Source organism: Nocardia sp. 852002-51101_SCH5132738 (assembly GCF_001665695.1).
Classification (GTDB): domain Bacteria; phylum Actinomycetota; class Actinomycetes; order Mycobacteriales; family Mycobacteriaceae; genus Nocardia; species Nocardia nova.
Genome location: NZ_LZML01000205.1, coordinates 23,880 through 39,790, shown reverse-complemented (window position 1 = coordinate 39,790; position 15,911 = coordinate 23,880). Strand labels below are relative to the sequence as shown.

The following is a 15,911-nucleotide window of genomic DNA, read 5'->3' as shown; positions in this document are numbered from 1 at the left end:
TCAGCTCTTCTCCTTCTTGGCGCCGTAGCGGCTGCGGGCCTGCTTGCGGTTCTTCACACCCTGGGTGTCGAGCGAGCCGCGGATGATCTTGTAGCGCACACCGGGGAGGTCCTTCACACGACCACCGCGAACGAGCACCATCGAGTGCTCCTGCAGGTTGTGGCCCTCGCCCGGGATGTAAGCCGTGACCTCGACCGCGCTGGTCAGGCGAACACGCGCGACCTTACGCAGCGCGGAGTTCGGCTTCTTCGGGGTCGTGGTGTACACGCGGGTGCACACGCCACGACGCTGCGGGCTCCCCTTCAGGGCCGCAGTCTTGGTCTTGGCGACCTTGTCGCGACGACCCTTGCGGACCAGCTGGTTGATGGTTGGCATATACCGGCTTTCCTTATTCAGTAACCAGGTGTCTGGAACTCTTCGATGTCTGTTTGTCGGCGGTGCTGCCCGATTCCCCGGAGTTCACACCGACGTCATAGAGCTGTCACCACTTGCCCGGATCGCGTTTCCACGCGTCCCGAGGTCGGGCGTGTCGCGCGCAGTACATGCCTACTTTTCCGGGCACGCTGAAACGGTCGGCCGCTCTCGCTGGCTTACGTTCTACGCACAAACCTGCCCGCACGCTTCCGGGCACAGCGATCCACGATACCCGTCGGCGCGGCGGGGGGCAAAAGTGGGGTCCGGCAAGCACGCTTCACCACTCACGATGCACAACAACTATCTCTCGAGCGCTCCCCGGCCCCACACGCGGGCACCCGAGGCAATACATCTACCCTGCCGGAGCGAAGCGGAGGCCAAAATTACCGCGCCAGGTTCAAGGTCAACTCCGCCAGCTTCTTCGCCCCGGCGCACGGATCCGGATGACCACCCGGCCGGTAGTTCACCCACCAGCCGATGATCCCGGTGTCCGCGGCCGGCGCCATCACACCGCACGAATCCGGATCGCCCGGCCGCTGCACCTGCAGCGAGCGCCGGCCCTGCACGTTCACATCGGTGGTGGTGTAGCCGAGCCGATCGTTGTTGGCCTTCTCGTTCGGCAGCGAACCCATCTCGTACCAGTTCAGCGTGGCCATACCGTCGCCGCCGGGCGTACCCGACAGATCCCACATGCACACCGCGCCGTTGAACGAACCCTGCGCGTCCTGAGCACCGGTCGCCTTGGCGATGTCCTCCTGTTTGACGACCTCGCATTCGCGCAGCAACTTGTCGAAGTTCATGTTCACGCCGCCGCCGCTACCCGCCGGCAATGCGGTTCCCGAGACCGTGCGACCACAGCCGCCTACCGTCAGCCCGACCGCGAGTGCGAGGACCGCGATCCCGCCCGCCCGCACGCCGCGCCGGACGCGGCCCTGATCACGCATGCCGTCGCTCATTTCAGCCGCCCTCACTTCAGCCGCTGCACGGTCAGTTCGGCCAGTTTGCGGTTCTTGTCGCACGGTGTCGTCGACACCTGCCCGAATGCGCCGGCCGAGGTCGACCATTCGAAGAAGTCGTCGCCCAGCTGCACCGCGAAGTCACAGATGGTGCCGTCCGGGCTCGCATCCTGGAAACCCTGATGCCCGCCGACCTCGATCGACTCCGGATTGCGGCCCTGGGCGGTGACCCACGCCTTCTCCCGCCCGATCGGACTGCCCCGATACGACGCGAACGTCACGCTGGGACCGCCGATTCCGCCGGCCTGCCAATTGCAGCCGACCGAATTCTTGAACACCTGCGAGATCTGACCGAGCCCACCGAGATTCCGGACCTCGTCATCGGTGACATGCCCGCACTCCCCCACGAACGGGCCCAGCGCCGCCACCTTCGCGGGCGGACGAACCGACGGGGAATCACTGTCGGACTTGTCGCCCGAACCGCAGCCCGCCAGCAGTGCCGCGAGAGCCGTCCCGGTGACAATCGCCGCCGTCAATCGCATGATGGGCACTCTACTGGTTTCGGCGTCCTGGGCCCGGGTGTCGCGTAGCACAGGGCCACCACCTCAGTCGGCGGTCGGGTCGGCCAGGCCGTGGCGGTAGCTGTAGCGGACGGCGTCGGCGCGGTTGCGGGCGCCGATCTTGGCGAAGGCGTTGTTGATGTGAGTTTTCACCGTCGCCGGCGAGACGAACAGGTGGGCGGCTATTTCGGCATTGCTCAGTCCGCGCGTGATCAGCGCGACCACCTCCGCCTCGCGAGCGGTGAGGCCGTCGGGATTCGGCGTACCGGCGGCAGGGGCACTCGGCGTCGGCCGGTCCCGTGCTCCGATCAGGGCGTCCACCAGCCGCTGGGACACCGTGGCGTCGAAGGTGGACTGCCCGGCCGCCGCGGCACGGATGGCGGCGACGATCTCCGCCCGGCCGGCGTCCTTGGTGAGGTAGCCGCGCGCGCCCGCGCGCAGCGCGCTCACGATCGAGGCGTCGTCGGCGTAGGTGGTCAGTACCAGTACCGCGGTGCCGGGATGGTCGGCCGCGATCCGGCGGGTCGCCTCGACGCCGTCGAGTACGGGCATCCGCAGATCCATGAGCACCACATCCGGGCCGGTCTCGGCCACCGCCCGCAGCGCCTGTTCACCGTCACCGGCGGCGCCGACCACACGCACCTCGTCGACCAGGCCCAGCAGTGCGACCAGACCCTCACGCATCACCTGCTGGTCGTCGACCACCAGCACCCGGAGCGGTTCCTGTCCCTCACTCAAATCGGAACCTCCGCTGTCACAACCCATTCGCCGTCGGCCGCACCGGACGACAGCGTGCCCCCGGCCAATGCGATCCGCTCACGCATCCCGGTCAGACCGTACCCGCCGCCGGGCAGCGGCTCGCGATTCTTCTGCTCCGCGAACGCGTTTCGCACCGACAGTCGCACCTCGCCGGCCGCGAACTCGAGCGCGACCTGCACCGGCCGGCCCGGTGCGTGCTTGGCGGCATTGGTCAGCGCCTCGCGCAGGGTGCGCAGCAGCGATACCGCGGCACCGGAATCCATCGGCCGGGCGGGGCCGTCGCAGCGCAGTTCCACCGTCATCCGGTGATCGCGCCGATAACTCTCGACCAGTTCACGCACGGCATCGGGCAGCGGTGGCACGTCGCCCCGCAGCGCGGCCACCGCACCGCGCGCCTCGATCAATCCGTCGCGGGCCAGCCGGTGCGAGCGCCGCACATGCGCCAATGCGCCCGGTATATCGCCCCTTTCGTCGAGCAGCAGCTCCGCGACCTCCAACTGCATACTCAGCGCTCCCAGCGAATGTGCCAGTACATCGTGCAATTCCCGCGCGATCCGGGCACGTTCGTCCAGCGCGGCCGCCCGAGCCTGTTCGTCCTGTGCGCGCCGCGTCTGTTCGAGCAGCAGCTGGGTCTGGCGTACGCGCAGTCGATGCTGTCGGCGATACAAACCGAGCAGCAGCAGTATGACGAGCACGCCGACGTAGGTCAGCAGGTCGCCGAGGCTCTTCCCGGCCGCCGCACAACCGGCGATCAGAACCGCGACCTGTGCCGCGAAGCCGAGCAGGATGATTCGGGTAGCGGACCGGAACTGCTGGGCGAGCACACTGGCCGCCGCGCACAGCATGATGAACGCGGAGATGTCCGGGGCCGCTCCGACGACCGCCGCGCTCGACAAGGCGCACCAGGTCAACGCCAGGGTGGCCACCCGGGGATACCGGGATTCGACCACCGCGAACACGAGCCACCCGGCATAGGCGGCCGCCAGCACCGCCCACAGCCACGCCGCCGGCGCTCCCCGGTGGTTGAACACCAGATTGGCCGCGAGCAGCGTCGCGCCGATCGAACGCATCAACGGGCTGGCGTCGGGATCGTTGCCGATCAGCCTTCGCCCGAACTCCCGCAGCCCCTCTCGCATAACCCTCCTGGTGGCATGTCGTGCCGGTACCACGACGGTAGGCGCGGTCGAATCGTTGCCGGAACGACCGTCGGGCCGAGATTCGGCCGCGCAGGCTCCACCCGTGGGTGGAGATCCCGTGGTCCATCTCCCGGCCGAGGCGCACACATGCGCGAAATCCCTAGCGTGTCAACGACATAGCGCCAGTACTCACAGGGGAGATTCCGATGACCGACACCGCCACATTCACCGCCGCCGACACCGGGAGCGAACCACGCCGGCTGTGGCGGGTGCTCGGATTCGCGGCCGATATCGGCCTGTCGCCCGCGACCTACTATCTGCTGCTCGCGGCCGGGTTCACCAGCTATCGAGCGCTGGTGGGTTCGACGATCGTCGCGGGCGGGTGGGCGCTCGGTATCGCGGCGGCGCGCCGCAAGGCCGACGGCATCGCCGTGTTCGTCTTCCTGCTCAACGCACTGGGCCTCGTCCTGGCCGTACTCGGCGGTGACGAGCGAATGATGCTGGCCAAGGACCCGATCACCTCCGCTGTGATCAGTGTGCTGCTGGCGGGCAGCTGCCTGCTGGGCCGACCGGCGATGTTCGCGATCTCGCAGCGCATGCACGCGCTCGGGCCGGATTCCGCCGTGCACTGGGAGACGTTGTGGCACAACGACTCCGTCGTGCGCCGCGCGTTCACGATCGCCACGGCGGTGTGGAGCGCTGGACTCGCGGTCGATGCGGTGGTGCGCCTCCTGGTGATCTATTGCCTGCCGGTGCCGGCGGCGGTCGCGCTGATGAACCCGGTGCAGTGGACGATCATCGCCGCGCTGGCCGTCTACACCGTGCGGTCACGACGGCGCCTCGACATCAAGGCGCGCCTGCGCGCACTGCCCGACGCCGGGTGAGGACGCGCGCCCGGTCACAGGTTCCCGCGCGCGTGCTGTTCCCGCTCGATCGCCTGGAACAGGGCCTTGAAGTTGCCCTTTCCGAAGCCCAGCGAGCCGTGCCGCTCGATCAATTCGAAGAACACGGTGGGGCGGTCGGTGAGGGGCTTGCAGAAGATCTGGAGCAGGTATCCGTCCTCGTCGCGGTCGACCAGGATGCCGCGCGATCGCAGTTGTCGTACGGGGACGCGGACTTGGCCAATGCGGGCGCGCAGATCGGGATCGTCGTAATAGGCGTCCGGGGTGTCGAGGAATTCGATGCCCTCCCGGCGCAGGGCGTCGACGGTGCTCAGGATGTCGCCGGTGGCCAGCGCGATGTGCTGGACGCCCGGGCCGCCGTAGAACTCCAGATATTCGTCGATCTGTGAGCGTTTGCGCCCGGCGGCCGGTTCGTTCAACGGGAATTTCACCCGGTGGTTGCCGTTGGCCACGACCTTGCTCATCAAGGCCGAGTATTCGGTGGCGATATCGTCGCCGACGAATTCGGCCATATCGGTGAAGCCCATGACGCGCCGATAGAACTCCACCCATTCGTCCATCCGCCCGAGCTCCACATTGCCCACGACGTGATCCACGGCCTGGAACAGCCGATGCGGCGCCCGCGGCTGATAATTCGAACGGCGCGCGATATATCCCGGCAGATACGGACCGTGATAGCGCGACCGGTCGACGAGGGTGTGGCGGGTTTCGCCGTAGGTGGCCAGGGCAGCGATGCGGACCGTGCCGAATTCGTCGGACTCGTCGTGCGGCTCGACCAGGATCCGCGCGCCCTGCCGCCGGGCGTGCGCGATGCAGCGGTCCACATCGGGCACCTCGAGCGCGATATCGACGATGCCGTCACCGTGCCGGTCGTGGTGGGCGACCAGCGGACTGGCCGGATCCACCGCCCCGCACACCACGAATCGCGCACTGCCGCTGCGCAAGACGTAGGACTTGTGATCGCGGTTGCCGGTCTCCGGTCCGGAATAGGCCTCCAGCGCCATCCCGAATGCCTGCAGGTAGTGCGTGAACTGGGTCGCGTTGCCGACCACCCACACCAGCGCGTCCCAGCCGAGGACGGGAAACGGATCCGCACCGGGATCGTGGTCGACCAGACCGACGAGCCGGCGCAGCTCCGCATCGCTCGCCACCGCGGGCCGGGTGTCCCGGGAGATGTCCTCGATCGTCATGCATCCAGATAATCTCCGAGCCGTGGTGCTGGGCAATATCGAGGATTTCGAGTAGACACCCTGGCGTAATTGGTCACCATATGCCGCCGAGTGCTGGACAATTTGAATAGCTGCACCCGGTCCTCGTCCGGTGGCGCGGCGCCGGACCGAATACAGGAGACGACGATGACGCGCACCCCCGCCAAACTGGACGAACTGGATCTGGCGATCCTCACCGCCATGCACGAGTACCAGAAGGCGGGCGTACTCGAGCTGTCGCGACGCACCCGGGTGGCGCGGGCGACCGTCCAGTCGCGCATCGCGCGCATGGAGGAGGCCGGGGTCATCGCCTCCTACGATCCGCGGGTCGACGTCACCGCCGCCGGATTCGATGTGCAGGCCTTCGTGAGTCTGGAGATCGCGCAGGGCGCACTGGACGCGGTGACCACCGATCTGGACGCCATCCCCGGCGTGCTCGAGGCCTACGCGACCACCGGTTCCAGCGATGTCCTGTGCCGCATCGGCGCCGATTCGCATTCGAGCCTGCAGGCGGTGCTGCTGAGTATCGACCGCAGCGCCGCGGTGGTGCGCTCGCACAGCGTGATCGTGCTGTCCACGGTGGTCGCACATCGGACGCTGCCGCTGCTGCGCACGCTCACTCCGGCGGGGACGAGCAAGGCTCCGGCATACCGGAATTCGACGCCCTGAGCGCGCGTTTACTTCCCGGTTCTGAGATTCGCTCCGGGTGCGAGGATTTCGACCTCCGGCCGCAAATTCGGTTCCAGAAAGCCCAGCAGATTCCGGGCCTCCGCTTCGACCTCGGACGCTTCCCGCGCCGACCATTCCCGGCTCGGTGCGATGCGCAACCGCGCCGCCGACTTGTCGGCGAATATTTTGTAGATGCCGGCCAGAAACCCGTCGATGAGCACCGGACACACCTGGGCGGCCATATGTTGCAGGGGCAGTGGGGCATTCCCGGGAATGATCCGGCTGCGATCCCGATGCGACAGCAGCACATTGTCGTACCACCCCAGCAGCCGGACGGGTGCGGGCAGATCGGGATCGGCGAGTTCGGCGTCGGCGGCGTCGTAGAGAACGCGGCCGCGCTCGTCGGTGTAGGTGCGTACGCGCTCGCCCAGCCCGGCCAGTATTTCCCTGATTCCGAGCAGCCGCGACCAGGTCTGCACATCCATCGTGGTCGCGGGACCGAAGGCACGCAGATAGCGAAGGACCAACTCCTGCACCGGATATGCGTCATCGAGCGGCACGTCCAGCCACGGTTCGATGCGCGACCACACCGGCCGGCTGTTGTTCCGCCACAGGCCGCGCGGCGGGGTCTGCAGCACCGGGAGCTGGTAGAGCCAGGTCTGGGTCACGGCCGTGGCGTCGCGGTCGGGATAATTCTCGACGGCACGGGCCCGCAGATCCGCCGACGACATCGGCTCCGCTCCCAGCACCTTCTCGCCCCGGGCGCGAACATCCTCCGGATCCAGCCCGACCATCGCGCCGTAGAAGAAGCCCTTGCGAAACGGGATCTTCTCCAACTCCGGCTGGATGTGCGGCGCGATGCGCACCGCATCGGCCGCCGTCACCAGGTGAATCGTGGCGCGCATCAGGGTGATTCGCACCAGCGAACGGTTCTCGAGGCCGACCGAGACCGTCGCCGGATCGAAATCGCTGATCCGGCTCCACAATCCGACGTAGGGCGGCGTCACATCCTGGGCCTGCAGCCCGACCAGATGTTCACACAGCTGCGAGACCGGCACCGGGGACCGCTCGAGCAGGTGCTGCCGGGCCAGCAGGGTGCGATTCAGAATCCGGTCGGACAGTTCCATGATGCGCACACCCTACGGCCCGGCACCGACATCCAGCGGGTGCCGAACGAAGGCCCGCTCAGCGGACGGTGACGACGACTTTGCCCTTCGCCGAACGGTTGTCGAGCGCGGCCACCGCGGCCGCCGTCTCCGTCAGCGGGTACAGCACGGGCTGCGGCGCCGCGATCTTGCCCGATTCCAGCAGCGGCGCCACCTCGTCCCACTGCTCCTGCAGATACCCCGGATGGGTCATCACCCATTCGCCCCAGGCGGCGCCGACCACCTCGACGTTCTTGAGCAGCAGGCGATTCACCTTCACGGTGGGGATCTCGCCCGCGGTGAAGCCGACCACGAGCAACCGGCCGGCCGGGGCCAGCGAGCGAATGCTGTCGGTGAACCGGTCGCCGCCGACCGGGTCCAGCACGATGTCGACGCCGCGTCCGCCGGTCAATTCCTTCACCGCGGCCAGCCAGCCGTCGGTCAGCACCACATCGGATGCGCCGTTGGCCCGCGCGACCTCGGCCTTCTCCTCGGTACTCACCACGGCGATCACCCGGCTCGCGCCCAGCGCCTCGGCCATGCGCAGCGTGGAGGTGCCGATGCCACCGGCCGCACCGTGTACGAGCACGGTCTCGCCCTCGGCCAGCCGGCCCCGGTTGCGCAGGCAGAAGTGCACGGTCAGATCGTTGAACAGAATTCCCGCACCCGCTTCGAGGGAAATGTTGTCCGGCAGCCGGAACACCATTTCCTTCGCGGTCACCGCGGTTTCGGCGACCGCGTTCCCCAGCATGGTCAGCGCCACCACCCGGTCGCCCGCCTTCACGCGCGCGTCCTCGGGGGCCGAGCGCACGATTCCGGCCACCTCGCCGCCGACCACGAACGGCAGTTCGGGTTTCATCTGGTAGAGCCCCCGGGTCATCAGCACATCCGGGAACGCCACCCCCGCGGCATGGACGTCGATTACCACGCCACCGGGGAATTCCGCCGGTTCGGGGATGTCCACGACCTCGATGGATTCGGGCCCCTCGAGCTTGCTCACCTGGGCTGCGCGCATGAAACGACCTCTCTGTCCGCGGCTGCTTTCCAACAAGTTAACCGGTCTTCGCGCACCCCTGTCCACAGGTCCCCGATTTGCTACGCTTGGGCCCGCTGAACTGAGCGAAGAGGGGGATTTCTCATGGCCGGTCCCAACGATCCACCCGCGAACGCGATGAAGATCGATCCCGCGGCCCTGCAAAGTTTCGCGAAGACCCTGCGCGACGAGTCCGATGCCATCGGCAAACTCGACTCCGGACTGGCCGACGCGGCCGGCGCGCTCCCGGGCACCGGCTGGGACGCGGCCTGCACCGGCGCCAAGGATTCGGTCGAGAACGCGTTGAAGCGAATCGGTTCGCGCGTAACGCATATCGCCGACACCGTCGAACAGGCCGGCAAGGTCATCATCGATACCGACCAGCAGTTGCGCGACGATCTGAACAAGATCGGCATCCGCGCATGAGCGGCGCGGCATTGACCATCGGCGATGTCGAAAAATGGGCGCCGGAAAAACTCACCACCGCCGCCACTGCCGTCGCCAAACTCTCCGCAGACCTCGACCAAGCCGTCATCACCGCCGTCGACAGCACTCAAAAACTCGGCCAGGACCAGCAATGGGGCGGCGGCGCAGCCCAAGCCGCCGACGGGCGCATGCAACTGGAGAAGGGGCGTGCCTCGGCGGTAAGTCAGGCGGTGCTGGGGTTGCAGACGGCGTTGAACCAACAGGTCGAGAACCTGATACACGCGAAAGCCGAAGTGGCACGGTTGAAGAACATCGCCGAGACCCCGCCGAGTCCCGGCGTACCGGCGTTCAAGGTCAACGACGACGGCACCGTCTCGGCAACAGACCGCATCCAATGGCTTCGTGACAACAAGAAGGGCCCGCACGGCGAAGACCTGTTCAGCGACGCCAAACTTCAGCAGGAAATCCTGGTGGAGAACATCGACGCCTTGAACCAGCAAGTGGCGATTCAGCACGCCCTGTCCCAGGCGCAAGGCGTCGCCACCTCAGCGATCGACGCGCTCAATCAAGCCAAAACCACGGTCGACACGGCTTCGGTCGCGCTCGGCGACCCCGTGACCGGTGCGGGCGCCGCACCTCCGGCGCCACCCGCTCCCACCGCACCCGCCGCGGCGGCGCCGCCCGCCGCCCCGACCGCCACACCGGTCGCGAGCCATTCGGGCAGCCCGGCGTCCTCCAGCCTGATGGGCAACTCCCACCACGGCGGCGGCACCAGCGCCTACAGCGGCGGCAGCTACGGCGGCGGCAGCTACAACGGTCCAACCAGCGGTCCGCCGCCGACCGCACATCCGTCCGGTGATGTGCAGCAGTGGATCGCCCAGGCCAAGCAGGTCCTGATCGAGATGGGCTATCCCCCGGAATCGATTGACGAGAACGCGATCGCGCTCATCATCGAGCACGAATCCGGCGGCGATCCCAACGCGATCAACAACTGGGACAGCAATGCGGCGGCCGGTCATCCGTCGAAGGGTCTGATGCAGTGCATCGACAGCACCTTCAACGCCCACGCGGCCCCGGGCCACACCGACATCTGGAATCCGGTCGACAACATCGTGGCCGCCACACGCTACTCGATCGATCGCTACGGGTCGCTCGACAATGTGCCGGGAGTTTCCGCGGTCTCCGGTGGTGGCGGCTACGTCGGCTACTGATCGGCGGCCGGAACGCCGGTGGCCGCGACACAACTGGACATTTGCTACGTGTGAGTAGAGCCATCTCGGCGTAACAGTGTGACCTGCGCCCCGTAAAGTCATGTCACAAGAAGCACCGCATGAAGTACGCGGCACACCGTGCAGCGCGAGGAGCACCAGTGTCACTCGATCAGCCACTCGCCCCGCTTCCCCAGGAGGGCATGGGCTTCGCCTCGGCGTGGCCCATCCGGGCTGGCGATGTAGATCCCTACAGCCGGCTGCGGCTCGACGCCGTGGCTCGATATTTGCAAGACATCGCGTGGGAAGAGTTGCACAGCACGTTCTTCCACCGCACCGACCCGGCATGGATCGTGCGCCGCACCGTCATCGACGTGGTGCGTCCGATCGTCTGGCCGGATCGGGTGCAGTTGCGACGCTGGTGTTCGGCGATGTCGACCCGCTGGACGAATATGCGGGTGCGGATCACCAGCGACAGCGGCGGCCTGATCGAGACCGAGGGCTTCTGGATCAATATCAACGAGTCGACGAATATGCCGACCCGGATCAGCGACCAGGGATTGGCGCATCTGGCCCGCACCACCGACGAACATCGGCTGCGCTGGCGGCCGTGGCTGACCGATGCGGTGCCGCCGGAGTCGGATACCGATCTGACGTTCCCGGTGCGCGCGACCGATATCGACCAGTTCAACCACGTCAACAACGCCATGTACTGGCAGGCGGTCGAGCACTTCCTGGTGGACTATCCGAAGCTGGTGGCCGGGCCGCATCGCGCGGTGATCGAATATGTGGCGCCGGTGCTGGCCCGTCAGCACATCAGCGTGCGCAGCCGCTACGAGCCCGGTGACCGCAACGGCCAGCCGGTGCTGCGGCTGTGGTTCATGGTCGGTGGCACCATCACCACCACCGTGCGGATCGGCGCGTTACCGACCTGAGTGTGGATAGCGGAGAGTTCGCGAAGGAGCCCCGCCGAGGTCCGGACCCTCCCCGCGGGGAGGGTCCGGACGCACCGGTGTTCAGCCGCGCGCGGCTTTGAGCAGATCTTCGATGGTGGTGAACTTGACCCGCGGGCGGCCGCCGGACATGCCGGCGCTCTTCTCGGCCGCGTCGATGGCCTTCCAGCCCTCTCGGCCGACGGCGTCGGGCTGGCGCTGCGCGAGCAGGGCCTCGAGCGCGGCCCGATCACCTTGCGGGGCAGCCAGTTTGCCCGAGGTGAAGTCCTCGAGCAGCTGTTCCACGGTTTCGGTGGCATCCACGCGGTTGGAACCGATCACGCCGCGCGGACCGCGCTTGATCCAGCCCGAGACGTAGACGCCGGTGACGTGAGCGCCGTCGGCGACGACGCGGCCGTGCTCGTTGGGCACGATCCCGGCGCGCCCGTCGAACGGCAGATCCGCGATGGGAACACCGCGATAGCCGATCGAGCGCAACACCATCGACGCCGGCAGCGTCTCGGTGCGATCCGACGCCCGCGCCACGACGCGGCCGTCCTCGCTGACGAGTTCGTTGTGCACGAACTCGAGCTCGGCGACGTGACCCTCGCCGCGGATCTCGGTCGGTGACGCCAGGTAGCGGAACACGATGCGCTTGTTGTCCGGGTTCGGGGCCTTGGCCGCGTACTCCTGCGCCAGTTCGTACTTCAGGCGCAGCGAGGGCTCGATATCGGGATCGTCGAGCAGCGCCTGGCTGGCGGGATCCAGCTCCAGCTCGGCGGGGTCGATGATCACATCGACGCCCTTCAGATGTCCCAGCGCCAGGAACTCCGCCGAGGTGTAGGCGGCCTGCAGCGGACCGCGCCGGCCCAGCACCACGACCTCACGGATATTGCTCGAGCGCAGCGCGTCCAGGGCGTGGTCGGCGATATCGGTCTTGGCCAGCTCGTCGGGCGACAGCGTCAGCACGCGTGCGACGTCGAGGGCGACGTTGCCGTTACCGACGATCACCACGCGTTCACCGGACAGGTCGAAGCTGCGCTCGGCGTAGTCGGGGTGGCCGTTGTACCAGGCCACGAATTCGGTCGCCGAATGGCTGCCGGGCAGATCCTCACCGGGCACGTCCAGGCGGCGGTCGGTGGAGGCGCCCACGGCGTAGATCACCGCGTGGTGATGGGCGGCCAGTTCCTCGTGCGAGATGTGTTTGCCCACCTCGACATTGAGCCGGTACTGCAGGGTGTCACGCCGGAACGCGCTCTCGAACATGGCAGACACCGACTTGGTCCCCGGATGATCCGGGGCCACACCGGCGCGCACCAGACCCCACGGGGTGGGCAGCCGGTCGAACATCTCGACCTCGACATCGGCGCGGCGCAGCAGCTCGTCGGCGGCGTAGCAGGCCGCCGGACCGGCGCCCACGATCGCCACCCGCAGCGTGCCCAGCTCCTTGGGCGGGCGTGCCGGGGTCACCAGCGGGTCGAAATTCGACTCCAGCGGGTGGCGCTGGAAGTAGGCGGCGTTGATATCGCGGAAACGAGCCAGCGACGCCGTCAGATCGTCCTCGGAGAAGATGGCCTCCACCGGGCAGGCATCCACACACGCACCACAGTCGATACAGGTGTCGGGGTCGATGTACAGCTGCTCGGTCGTCGCGAACTCGGGTTGCTCCGGAGTGGGACGAATGCAATCGACCGGGCACTCGGGAACGCAGCTGGCGTCGTTGCAACAACGCTGCGTGATCACGTAGGCCATATCTCGCAGATCCTCGAAACATCATGGGACGTCCCCACCCGGGTTTGGACAGGGCGTGCATCGCACCGGTTGCCTTCGGCCCCCGCTGTGACACTACCTTCAGTGTGCCTCGAGAGTGAGTTACATCTCTCATCAGGTAGCGATTTAGATAACACCGTTTACTTTCTACGGCGCTACGGTATTGCTCATGGCGCGGACGCTGATCCTGATGCGACACGGTAAATCCGCATATCCGCCGGGTGTCGACGACCACGATCGGCCGCTGGCGCCCCGGGGGCGGCGCGAGGCCGCGCTGGCCGGCACCTGGCTGCGCGAGACCCAGCCGGCGATCGACGCGGTGTGCTGTTCGGACGCGGTCCGGACCCGCGAAACGCTCGACGCGACCGGCATCGACGCGCCGGTCGTCTACGAGCATTCGATCTACGAGGCCACGCCGCACACGCTGATCGAATTGATCCAGTTGACCGGCGACGAGGTGGAGACGCTGCTGCTGATCGGCCACTCGCCGGGGATGCCGTGGACGGCGTGGGAGCTGGCGGCCAATCGCGCCTCGCTGCCGGCGGAGGAGCTCAGCCGCAAATTCCCGACCTCCGCACTGGCGGTGCTGGAATTCGACCGGCCGTGGTCACGCGCGGACCCGGGCACCGGCGAATTGGTCCGGTTCCACGTGCCGCGCTGACGCGCTGGTGTCGAAAAGGCTTGTCAGCGTAGGAATTTGCCGCGCACGACGACGACCGCGCCGAGCAGCACGAGCACCAGCAACGCGACGAACCAGTTCGTCAGCGCCCAGACGACGCCCAGTACGACGATCACCGGGACCGCCGCGACGAGGGCGATGAACGGGCTTTCCTTGACCGTCTCCAGCGCCGACCGCGCCCGGACCCGATCGATTTCCTTGGCCATGTACTCAGAGTAGGTGCTCGGCGCTGGTTGTGCCCGAATTGTCCGGCAACCCGGATTGTCGGTGGTCGATGAGATGCTCCTCACATGGATTGGAAAATCGAACTCGTCGCCATCCCGGTCACCGACGTCGACCGGGCGAAGGACTTCTACACGAGCATCGGATTCAACGCCGACCACGACGCCAGCCCGACCGAGGACATCCGGTTCGTGCAGCTGACTCCGCCGGGTTCGGGGTGTTCGATCTGCATCGGCAAGGGCATCACCGACGCCGCGCCGGGCAGCGTGGTCGGTATGCAGATGGTGGTGTCCAGCGCCGAGGATGCCTATCGACAACTGGTGGCCGCCGGCGTCGAGGCCACGCCGGTCAAGGACGAGGGCTGGGGCCTGTTCACCTATTTCGCCGATCCCGACGGCAACAAGTGGGCCGTGCAGGAATTGCCGCAGCGGGGTTGAGCCGCCGCCGAGTCGGCCCGGGCTGTGCGTTCCGATGCGCTCGGGCTTGCATGGAGTGCACTCCAGGTGGGTACTGTCGAGGCGCAGATCCGGCGCAGCCGGTGCGGGTCGGCAAGCGGGGCTCAGGAAGGCGAGGGGCGATGACGGCAACCACGGCGAATCCGCTCGAGCACACCGAGGATTACGAGCGCCCGAAGTATTCGATCGGCGATGTCGCGGAGCGGTCCGGCCTCACCCGCGACACGCTGCGCTGGTACGAGCGAATCGGCCTGATGGACTACATCGGCCGCGATTCCAGCGGCAAGCGCCGGTTCAGCGATCGGGACCTGAGCTGGCTGCACCTGATCGGCTGTCTGCGCACCACCGGGATGTCGGTCGCCGATATGGTCCACTACGCCGAGCTGGTGCGCGCCGGCGACGAGACCACTCCGGAGCGGCTGGAGATGTTCCGCAAGACCCGAGAGGGCGTGCTCGCCCAGATCGAGGACCTGCACAGCACACTCGCCGTGCTGGACCGCAAGATCGGCCTCTACGAGGGCAGAGTGGCTGCCATGCAAGACATCTGAACCCGCGTGACGTCGCATACATCCCGCGCAAGGTGACGCAGCGCACGGTTAGGATGCCTCCGCTATGCAAACCCCCGCCGCCGATGCCCGCATCTGGATCGACAAACAGAGTCCCGAGCCCTTCCGCGCGCTCAACAGCGTCGCACTGGCCGTCCGCAACGCCGCCGCGGCCGCCGGTCTCGACCGCTCCCTGGTCGAGCTGGTCAACGTGCGCGTCTCGCAGATCAACGGATGCGCGTACTGCCTGGATCTGCACTCCCAGGCAGCACTGAAGGCAGGCGTGACCCGACAGCAACTCGACGTGTTGCCGGCCTGGCGGCGTACCGAGTTGTTCACCCCGTCCGAATGCGCCGCCCTCGCACTCGCCGAGACGACCACCACGTTGCCCGATGAGGACACCCTGCAACGTGTGTACGCCCATGCGCGGCAACAGCTCTCGGACGAACAGGTTTCGGTGATCGTCTGGGTCGCGACGACCATCGGCGCGTTCAATCGCGTGTCGATCATGAGCAGGCATCCGGTGCGGGAACGGAAGGAGTAACCCGATGATCGATCAGGCCGCGACCGCAGCAGTCGTCCGCAACGACGCGCAGCACCGCTACGAGGTGTGGTACGGCGACAAACTCGCCGGATTCGCCGAATATCGCGACAACGGCGAGGACACCACCTTCATCCACACCGAGGTGGATTCGGAGTTCAGTGGGAAGGGCCTGGCCGGCACGCTGGCGCAGCACGCGATCGTGGACACGATCGACCGCGGCCGTGCGATCGTGCCCCGCTGCTCGTTCATCAAGAGCTGGCTCGACAAGCACCCGGACTACGATGCTCACGTAGTGGGCAAAGGCATTCAGCGGTAACCGCGCCCGGCATCAGCGGTGACCCCGGACCG

At 67.2% G+C, this 15,911-nt stretch carries 20 protein-coding genes; 10 read left to right on the top strand and 10 right to left on the bottom strand.

The features are described from left to right. The 5 genes from rpsL to A5789_RS32510 form a co-directional block, all read right to left on the bottom strand. A complete protein-coding gene (gene rpsL / locus A5789_RS32530; RefSeq protein ID WP_014353064.1) occupies positions 1-375 on the bottom strand; it encodes a 30S ribosomal protein S12 in 375 nt (124 codons plus the stop codon). Positions 376-797: 422 nt separating this feature from the next. Then, positions 798-1,370, bottom strand: coding sequence for a DUF3558 domain-containing protein (locus tag A5789_RS32525; RefSeq protein ID WP_227462686.1), 573 nt, complete (start codon positions 1,368-1,370; stop codon positions 798-800). An 11-nt stretch (positions 1,371-1,381) separates the two neighbouring features. Next, positions 1,382-1,912 carry a DUF3558 domain-containing protein gene (locus tag A5789_RS32520; RefSeq protein ID WP_063013630.1) on the bottom strand — a complete coding sequence of 177 codons (531 nt, stop codon included), beginning with the start codon at positions 1,910-1,912 and terminating at the stop codon, positions 1,382-1,384. A gap of 63 nt (positions 1,913-1,975) precedes the next feature. Then, entirely contained in the window at positions 1,976-2,668 is a 693-nt protein-coding gene (locus A5789_RS32515; protein ID WP_227462685.1) for a response regulator transcription factor, read from the bottom strand. Beyond that, positions 2,665-3,825 carry a sensor histidine kinase gene (locus tag A5789_RS32510; protein WP_082941110.1) on the bottom strand — a complete coding sequence of 387 codons (1,161 nt, stop codon included), beginning with the start codon at positions 3,823-3,825 and terminating at the stop codon, positions 2,665-2,667. Before A5789_RS32510 ends, A5789_RS32515 begins: the two co-directional genes overlap by 4 nt. Positions 3,826-4,031: 206 nt before the next feature. Between A5789_RS32510 and A5789_RS32505 the strand changes: the two genes are divergently transcribed. After that, the gene (locus A5789_RS32505) at positions 4,032-4,709 is read left to right on the top strand and encodes a VC0807 family protein (RefSeq protein WP_064906688.1); all 678 of its coding nucleotides are present in this window, start codon (positions 4,032-4,034) and stop codon (positions 4,707-4,709) included. A gap of 14 nt (positions 4,710-4,723) precedes the next feature. Here A5789_RS32505 and hppD read toward each other — a convergent pair whose 3' ends face one another. Then, entirely contained in the window at positions 4,724-5,917 is a 1,194-nt protein-coding gene (hppD, locus tag A5789_RS32500; protein ID WP_064906689.1) for a 4-hydroxyphenylpyruvate dioxygenase, read from the bottom strand. Between the two features lie 165 nt (positions 5,918-6,082). On the opposite strand from hppD, the gene A5789_RS32495 reads away from it, so the two are divergent. Continuing rightward, entirely contained in the window at positions 6,083-6,604 is a 522-nt protein-coding gene (locus A5789_RS32495; protein WP_064906690.1) for an Lrp/AsnC family transcriptional regulator, read from the top strand. Positions 6,605-6,612: 8 nt separating this feature from the next. Here A5789_RS32495 and A5789_RS32490 read toward each other — a convergent pair whose 3' ends face one another. Both A5789_RS32490 and A5789_RS32485 read right to left on the bottom strand, forming a co-directional pair. Beyond that, positions 6,613-7,731 carry a winged helix DNA-binding domain-containing protein gene (locus A5789_RS32490; RefSeq protein WP_082941112.1) on the bottom strand — a complete coding sequence of 373 codons (1,119 nt, stop codon included), beginning with the start codon at positions 7,729-7,731 and terminating at the stop codon, positions 6,613-6,615. Positions 7,732-7,789: 58 nt separating this feature from the next. Continuing rightward, on the bottom strand, positions 7,790-8,764 hold the full coding sequence (locus A5789_RS32485) for an NADPH:quinone oxidoreductase family protein (RefSeq protein WP_063013642.1): 975 nt from the start codon (positions 8,762-8,764) through the stop codon (positions 7,790-7,792). Between the two features lie 123 nt (positions 8,765-8,887). Between A5789_RS32485 and A5789_RS32480 the strand changes: the two genes are divergently transcribed. The 3 genes from A5789_RS32480 to A5789_RS32470 all read left to right on the top strand — a co-directional run bounded on the left by A5789_RS32480 (position 8,888) and on the right by A5789_RS32470 (position 11,351). Then, a complete protein-coding gene (locus tag A5789_RS32480; protein ID WP_051756726.1) occupies positions 8,888-9,208 on the top strand; it encodes a hypothetical protein in 321 nt (106 codons plus the stop codon). Beyond that, positions 9,205-10,419 (top strand): transglycosylase SLT domain-containing protein, encoded by a 1,215-nt coding sequence (locus tag A5789_RS32475; RefSeq protein WP_064906692.1) that lies wholly within the window; start codon positions 9,205-9,207, stop codon positions 10,417-10,419. The genes A5789_RS32480 and A5789_RS32475 overlap by 4 nt, the downstream gene beginning before the upstream one ends. Positions 10,420-10,577: 158 nt before the next feature. Next, entirely contained in the window at positions 10,578-11,351 is a 774-nt protein-coding gene (locus tag A5789_RS32470) for an acyl-[acyl-carrier-protein] thioesterase (RefSeq protein ID WP_181064150.1), read from the top strand. An 81-nt stretch (positions 11,352-11,432) separates the two neighbouring features. Here the strand turns inward: A5789_RS32470 and A5789_RS32465 are convergent, their stop codons facing one another. Next, positions 11,433-13,100, bottom strand: a complete 1,668-nt coding sequence (locus A5789_RS32465) for an FAD-dependent oxidoreductase (protein WP_064906693.1) — start codon at positions 13,098-13,100, stop codon at positions 11,433-11,435. Between the two features lie 187 nt (positions 13,101-13,287). Between A5789_RS32465 and A5789_RS32460 the strand changes: the two genes are divergently transcribed. Continuing rightward, a complete protein-coding gene (locus A5789_RS32460) occupies positions 13,288-13,779 on the top strand; it encodes a histidine phosphatase family protein (protein WP_064906694.1) in 492 nt (163 codons plus the stop codon). Positions 13,780-13,802: 23 nt separating this feature from the next. On the opposite strand, the gene A5789_RS32455 is transcribed toward A5789_RS32460, so the two are convergent. Then, entirely contained in the window at positions 13,803-14,003 is a 201-nt protein-coding gene (locus tag A5789_RS32455; RefSeq protein ID WP_030517105.1) for a hypothetical protein, read from the bottom strand. 84 nt (positions 14,004-14,087) lie between these two features. On the opposite strand from A5789_RS32455, the gene A5789_RS32450 reads away from it, so the two are divergent. From A5789_RS32450 to A5789_RS32435, 4 genes are all read left to right on the top strand, one after another. Further along, positions 14,088-14,456: a VOC family protein gene (locus A5789_RS32450; protein WP_063013654.1), complete on the top strand. Its 369-nt coding sequence runs from the start codon at positions 14,088-14,090 to the stop codon at positions 14,454-14,456. A 140-nt stretch (positions 14,457-14,596) separates the two neighbouring features. Next, positions 14,597-15,022 (top strand): MerR family transcriptional regulator, encoded by a 426-nt coding sequence (locus A5789_RS32445; protein ID WP_030517103.1) that lies wholly within the window; start codon positions 14,597-14,599, stop codon positions 15,020-15,022. A gap of 64 nt (positions 15,023-15,086) precedes the next feature. Then, on the top strand, positions 15,087-15,563 hold the full coding sequence (locus A5789_RS32440; protein WP_063029230.1) for a carboxymuconolactone decarboxylase family protein: 477 nt from the start codon (positions 15,087-15,089) through the stop codon (positions 15,561-15,563). Positions 15,564-15,567: 4 nt separating this feature from the next. Then, on the top strand, positions 15,568-15,879 hold the full coding sequence (locus tag A5789_RS32435; RefSeq protein ID WP_063013658.1) for a GNAT family N-acetyltransferase: 312 nt from the start codon (positions 15,568-15,570) through the stop codon (positions 15,877-15,879). Positions 15,880-15,911: the final 32 nt, after the last annotated feature.

What these genes read in the sequence shown, in the direction of transcription:
- rpsL (WP_014353064.1), bottom strand. Translation starts at nt 375, where the DNA reads ATGCCAACCATCAACCAGCTGGTCCGCAAGGGTCGTCGCGACAAGGTC.
- A5789_RS32525 (WP_227462686.1), bottom strand. Translation starts at nt 1,370, where the DNA reads ATGAGCGACGGCATGCGTGATCAGGGCCGCGTCCGGCGCGGCGTGCGG.
- A5789_RS32520 (WP_063013630.1), bottom strand. Translation starts at nt 1,912, where the DNA reads ATGCGATTGACGGCGGCGATTGTCACCGGGACGGCTCTCGCGGCACTG.
- A5789_RS32510 (WP_082941110.1), bottom strand. Translation starts at nt 3,825, where the DNA reads ATGCGAGAGGGGCTGCGGGAGTTCGGGCGAAGGCTGATCGGCAACGAT.
- A5789_RS32505 (WP_064906688.1), top strand. Translation starts at nt 4,032, where the DNA reads ATGACCGACACCGCCACATTCACCGCCGCCGACACCGGGAGCGAACCA.
- hppD (WP_064906689.1), bottom strand. Translation starts at nt 5,917, where the DNA reads ATGACGATCGAGGACATCTCCCGGGACACCCGGCCCGCGGTGGCGAGC.
- A5789_RS32495 (WP_064906690.1), top strand. Translation starts at nt 6,083, where the DNA reads ATGACGCGCACCCCCGCCAAACTGGACGAACTGGATCTGGCGATCCTC.
- A5789_RS32490 (WP_082941112.1), bottom strand. Translation starts at nt 7,731, where the DNA reads ATGGAACTGTCCGACCGGATTCTGAATCGCACCCTGCTGGCCCGGCAG.
- A5789_RS32485 (WP_063013642.1), bottom strand. Translation starts at nt 8,764, where the DNA reads ATGCGCGCAGCCCAGGTGAGCAAGCTCGAGGGGCCCGAATCCATCGAG.
- A5789_RS32480 (WP_051756726.1), top strand. Translation starts at nt 8,888, where the DNA reads ATGGCCGGTCCCAACGATCCACCCGCGAACGCGATGAAGATCGATCCC.
- A5789_RS32475 (WP_064906692.1), top strand. Translation starts at nt 9,205, where the DNA reads ATGAGCGGCGCGGCATTGACCATCGGCGATGTCGAAAAATGGGCGCCG.
- A5789_RS32465 (WP_064906693.1), bottom strand. Translation starts at nt 13,100, where the DNA reads ATGGCCTACGTGATCACGCAGCGTTGTTGCAACGACGCCAGCTGCGTT.
- A5789_RS32460 (WP_064906694.1), top strand. Translation starts at nt 13,288, where the DNA reads ATGGCGCGGACGCTGATCCTGATGCGACACGGTAAATCCGCATATCCG.
- A5789_RS32455 (WP_030517105.1), bottom strand. Translation starts at nt 14,003, where the DNA reads ATGGCCAAGGAAATCGATCGGGTCCGGGCGCGGTCGGCGCTGGAGACG.
- A5789_RS32450 (WP_063013654.1), top strand. Translation starts at nt 14,088, where the DNA reads ATGGATTGGAAAATCGAACTCGTCGCCATCCCGGTCACCGACGTCGAC.
- A5789_RS32445 (WP_030517103.1), top strand. Translation starts at nt 14,597, where the DNA reads ATGACGGCAACCACGGCGAATCCGCTCGAGCACACCGAGGATTACGAG.
- A5789_RS32440 (WP_063029230.1), top strand. Translation starts at nt 15,087, where the DNA reads ATGCAAACCCCCGCCGCCGATGCCCGCATCTGGATCGACAAACAGAGT.
- A5789_RS32435 (WP_063013658.1), top strand. Translation starts at nt 15,568, where the DNA reads ATGATCGATCAGGCCGCGACCGCAGCAGTCGTCCGCAACGACGCGCAG.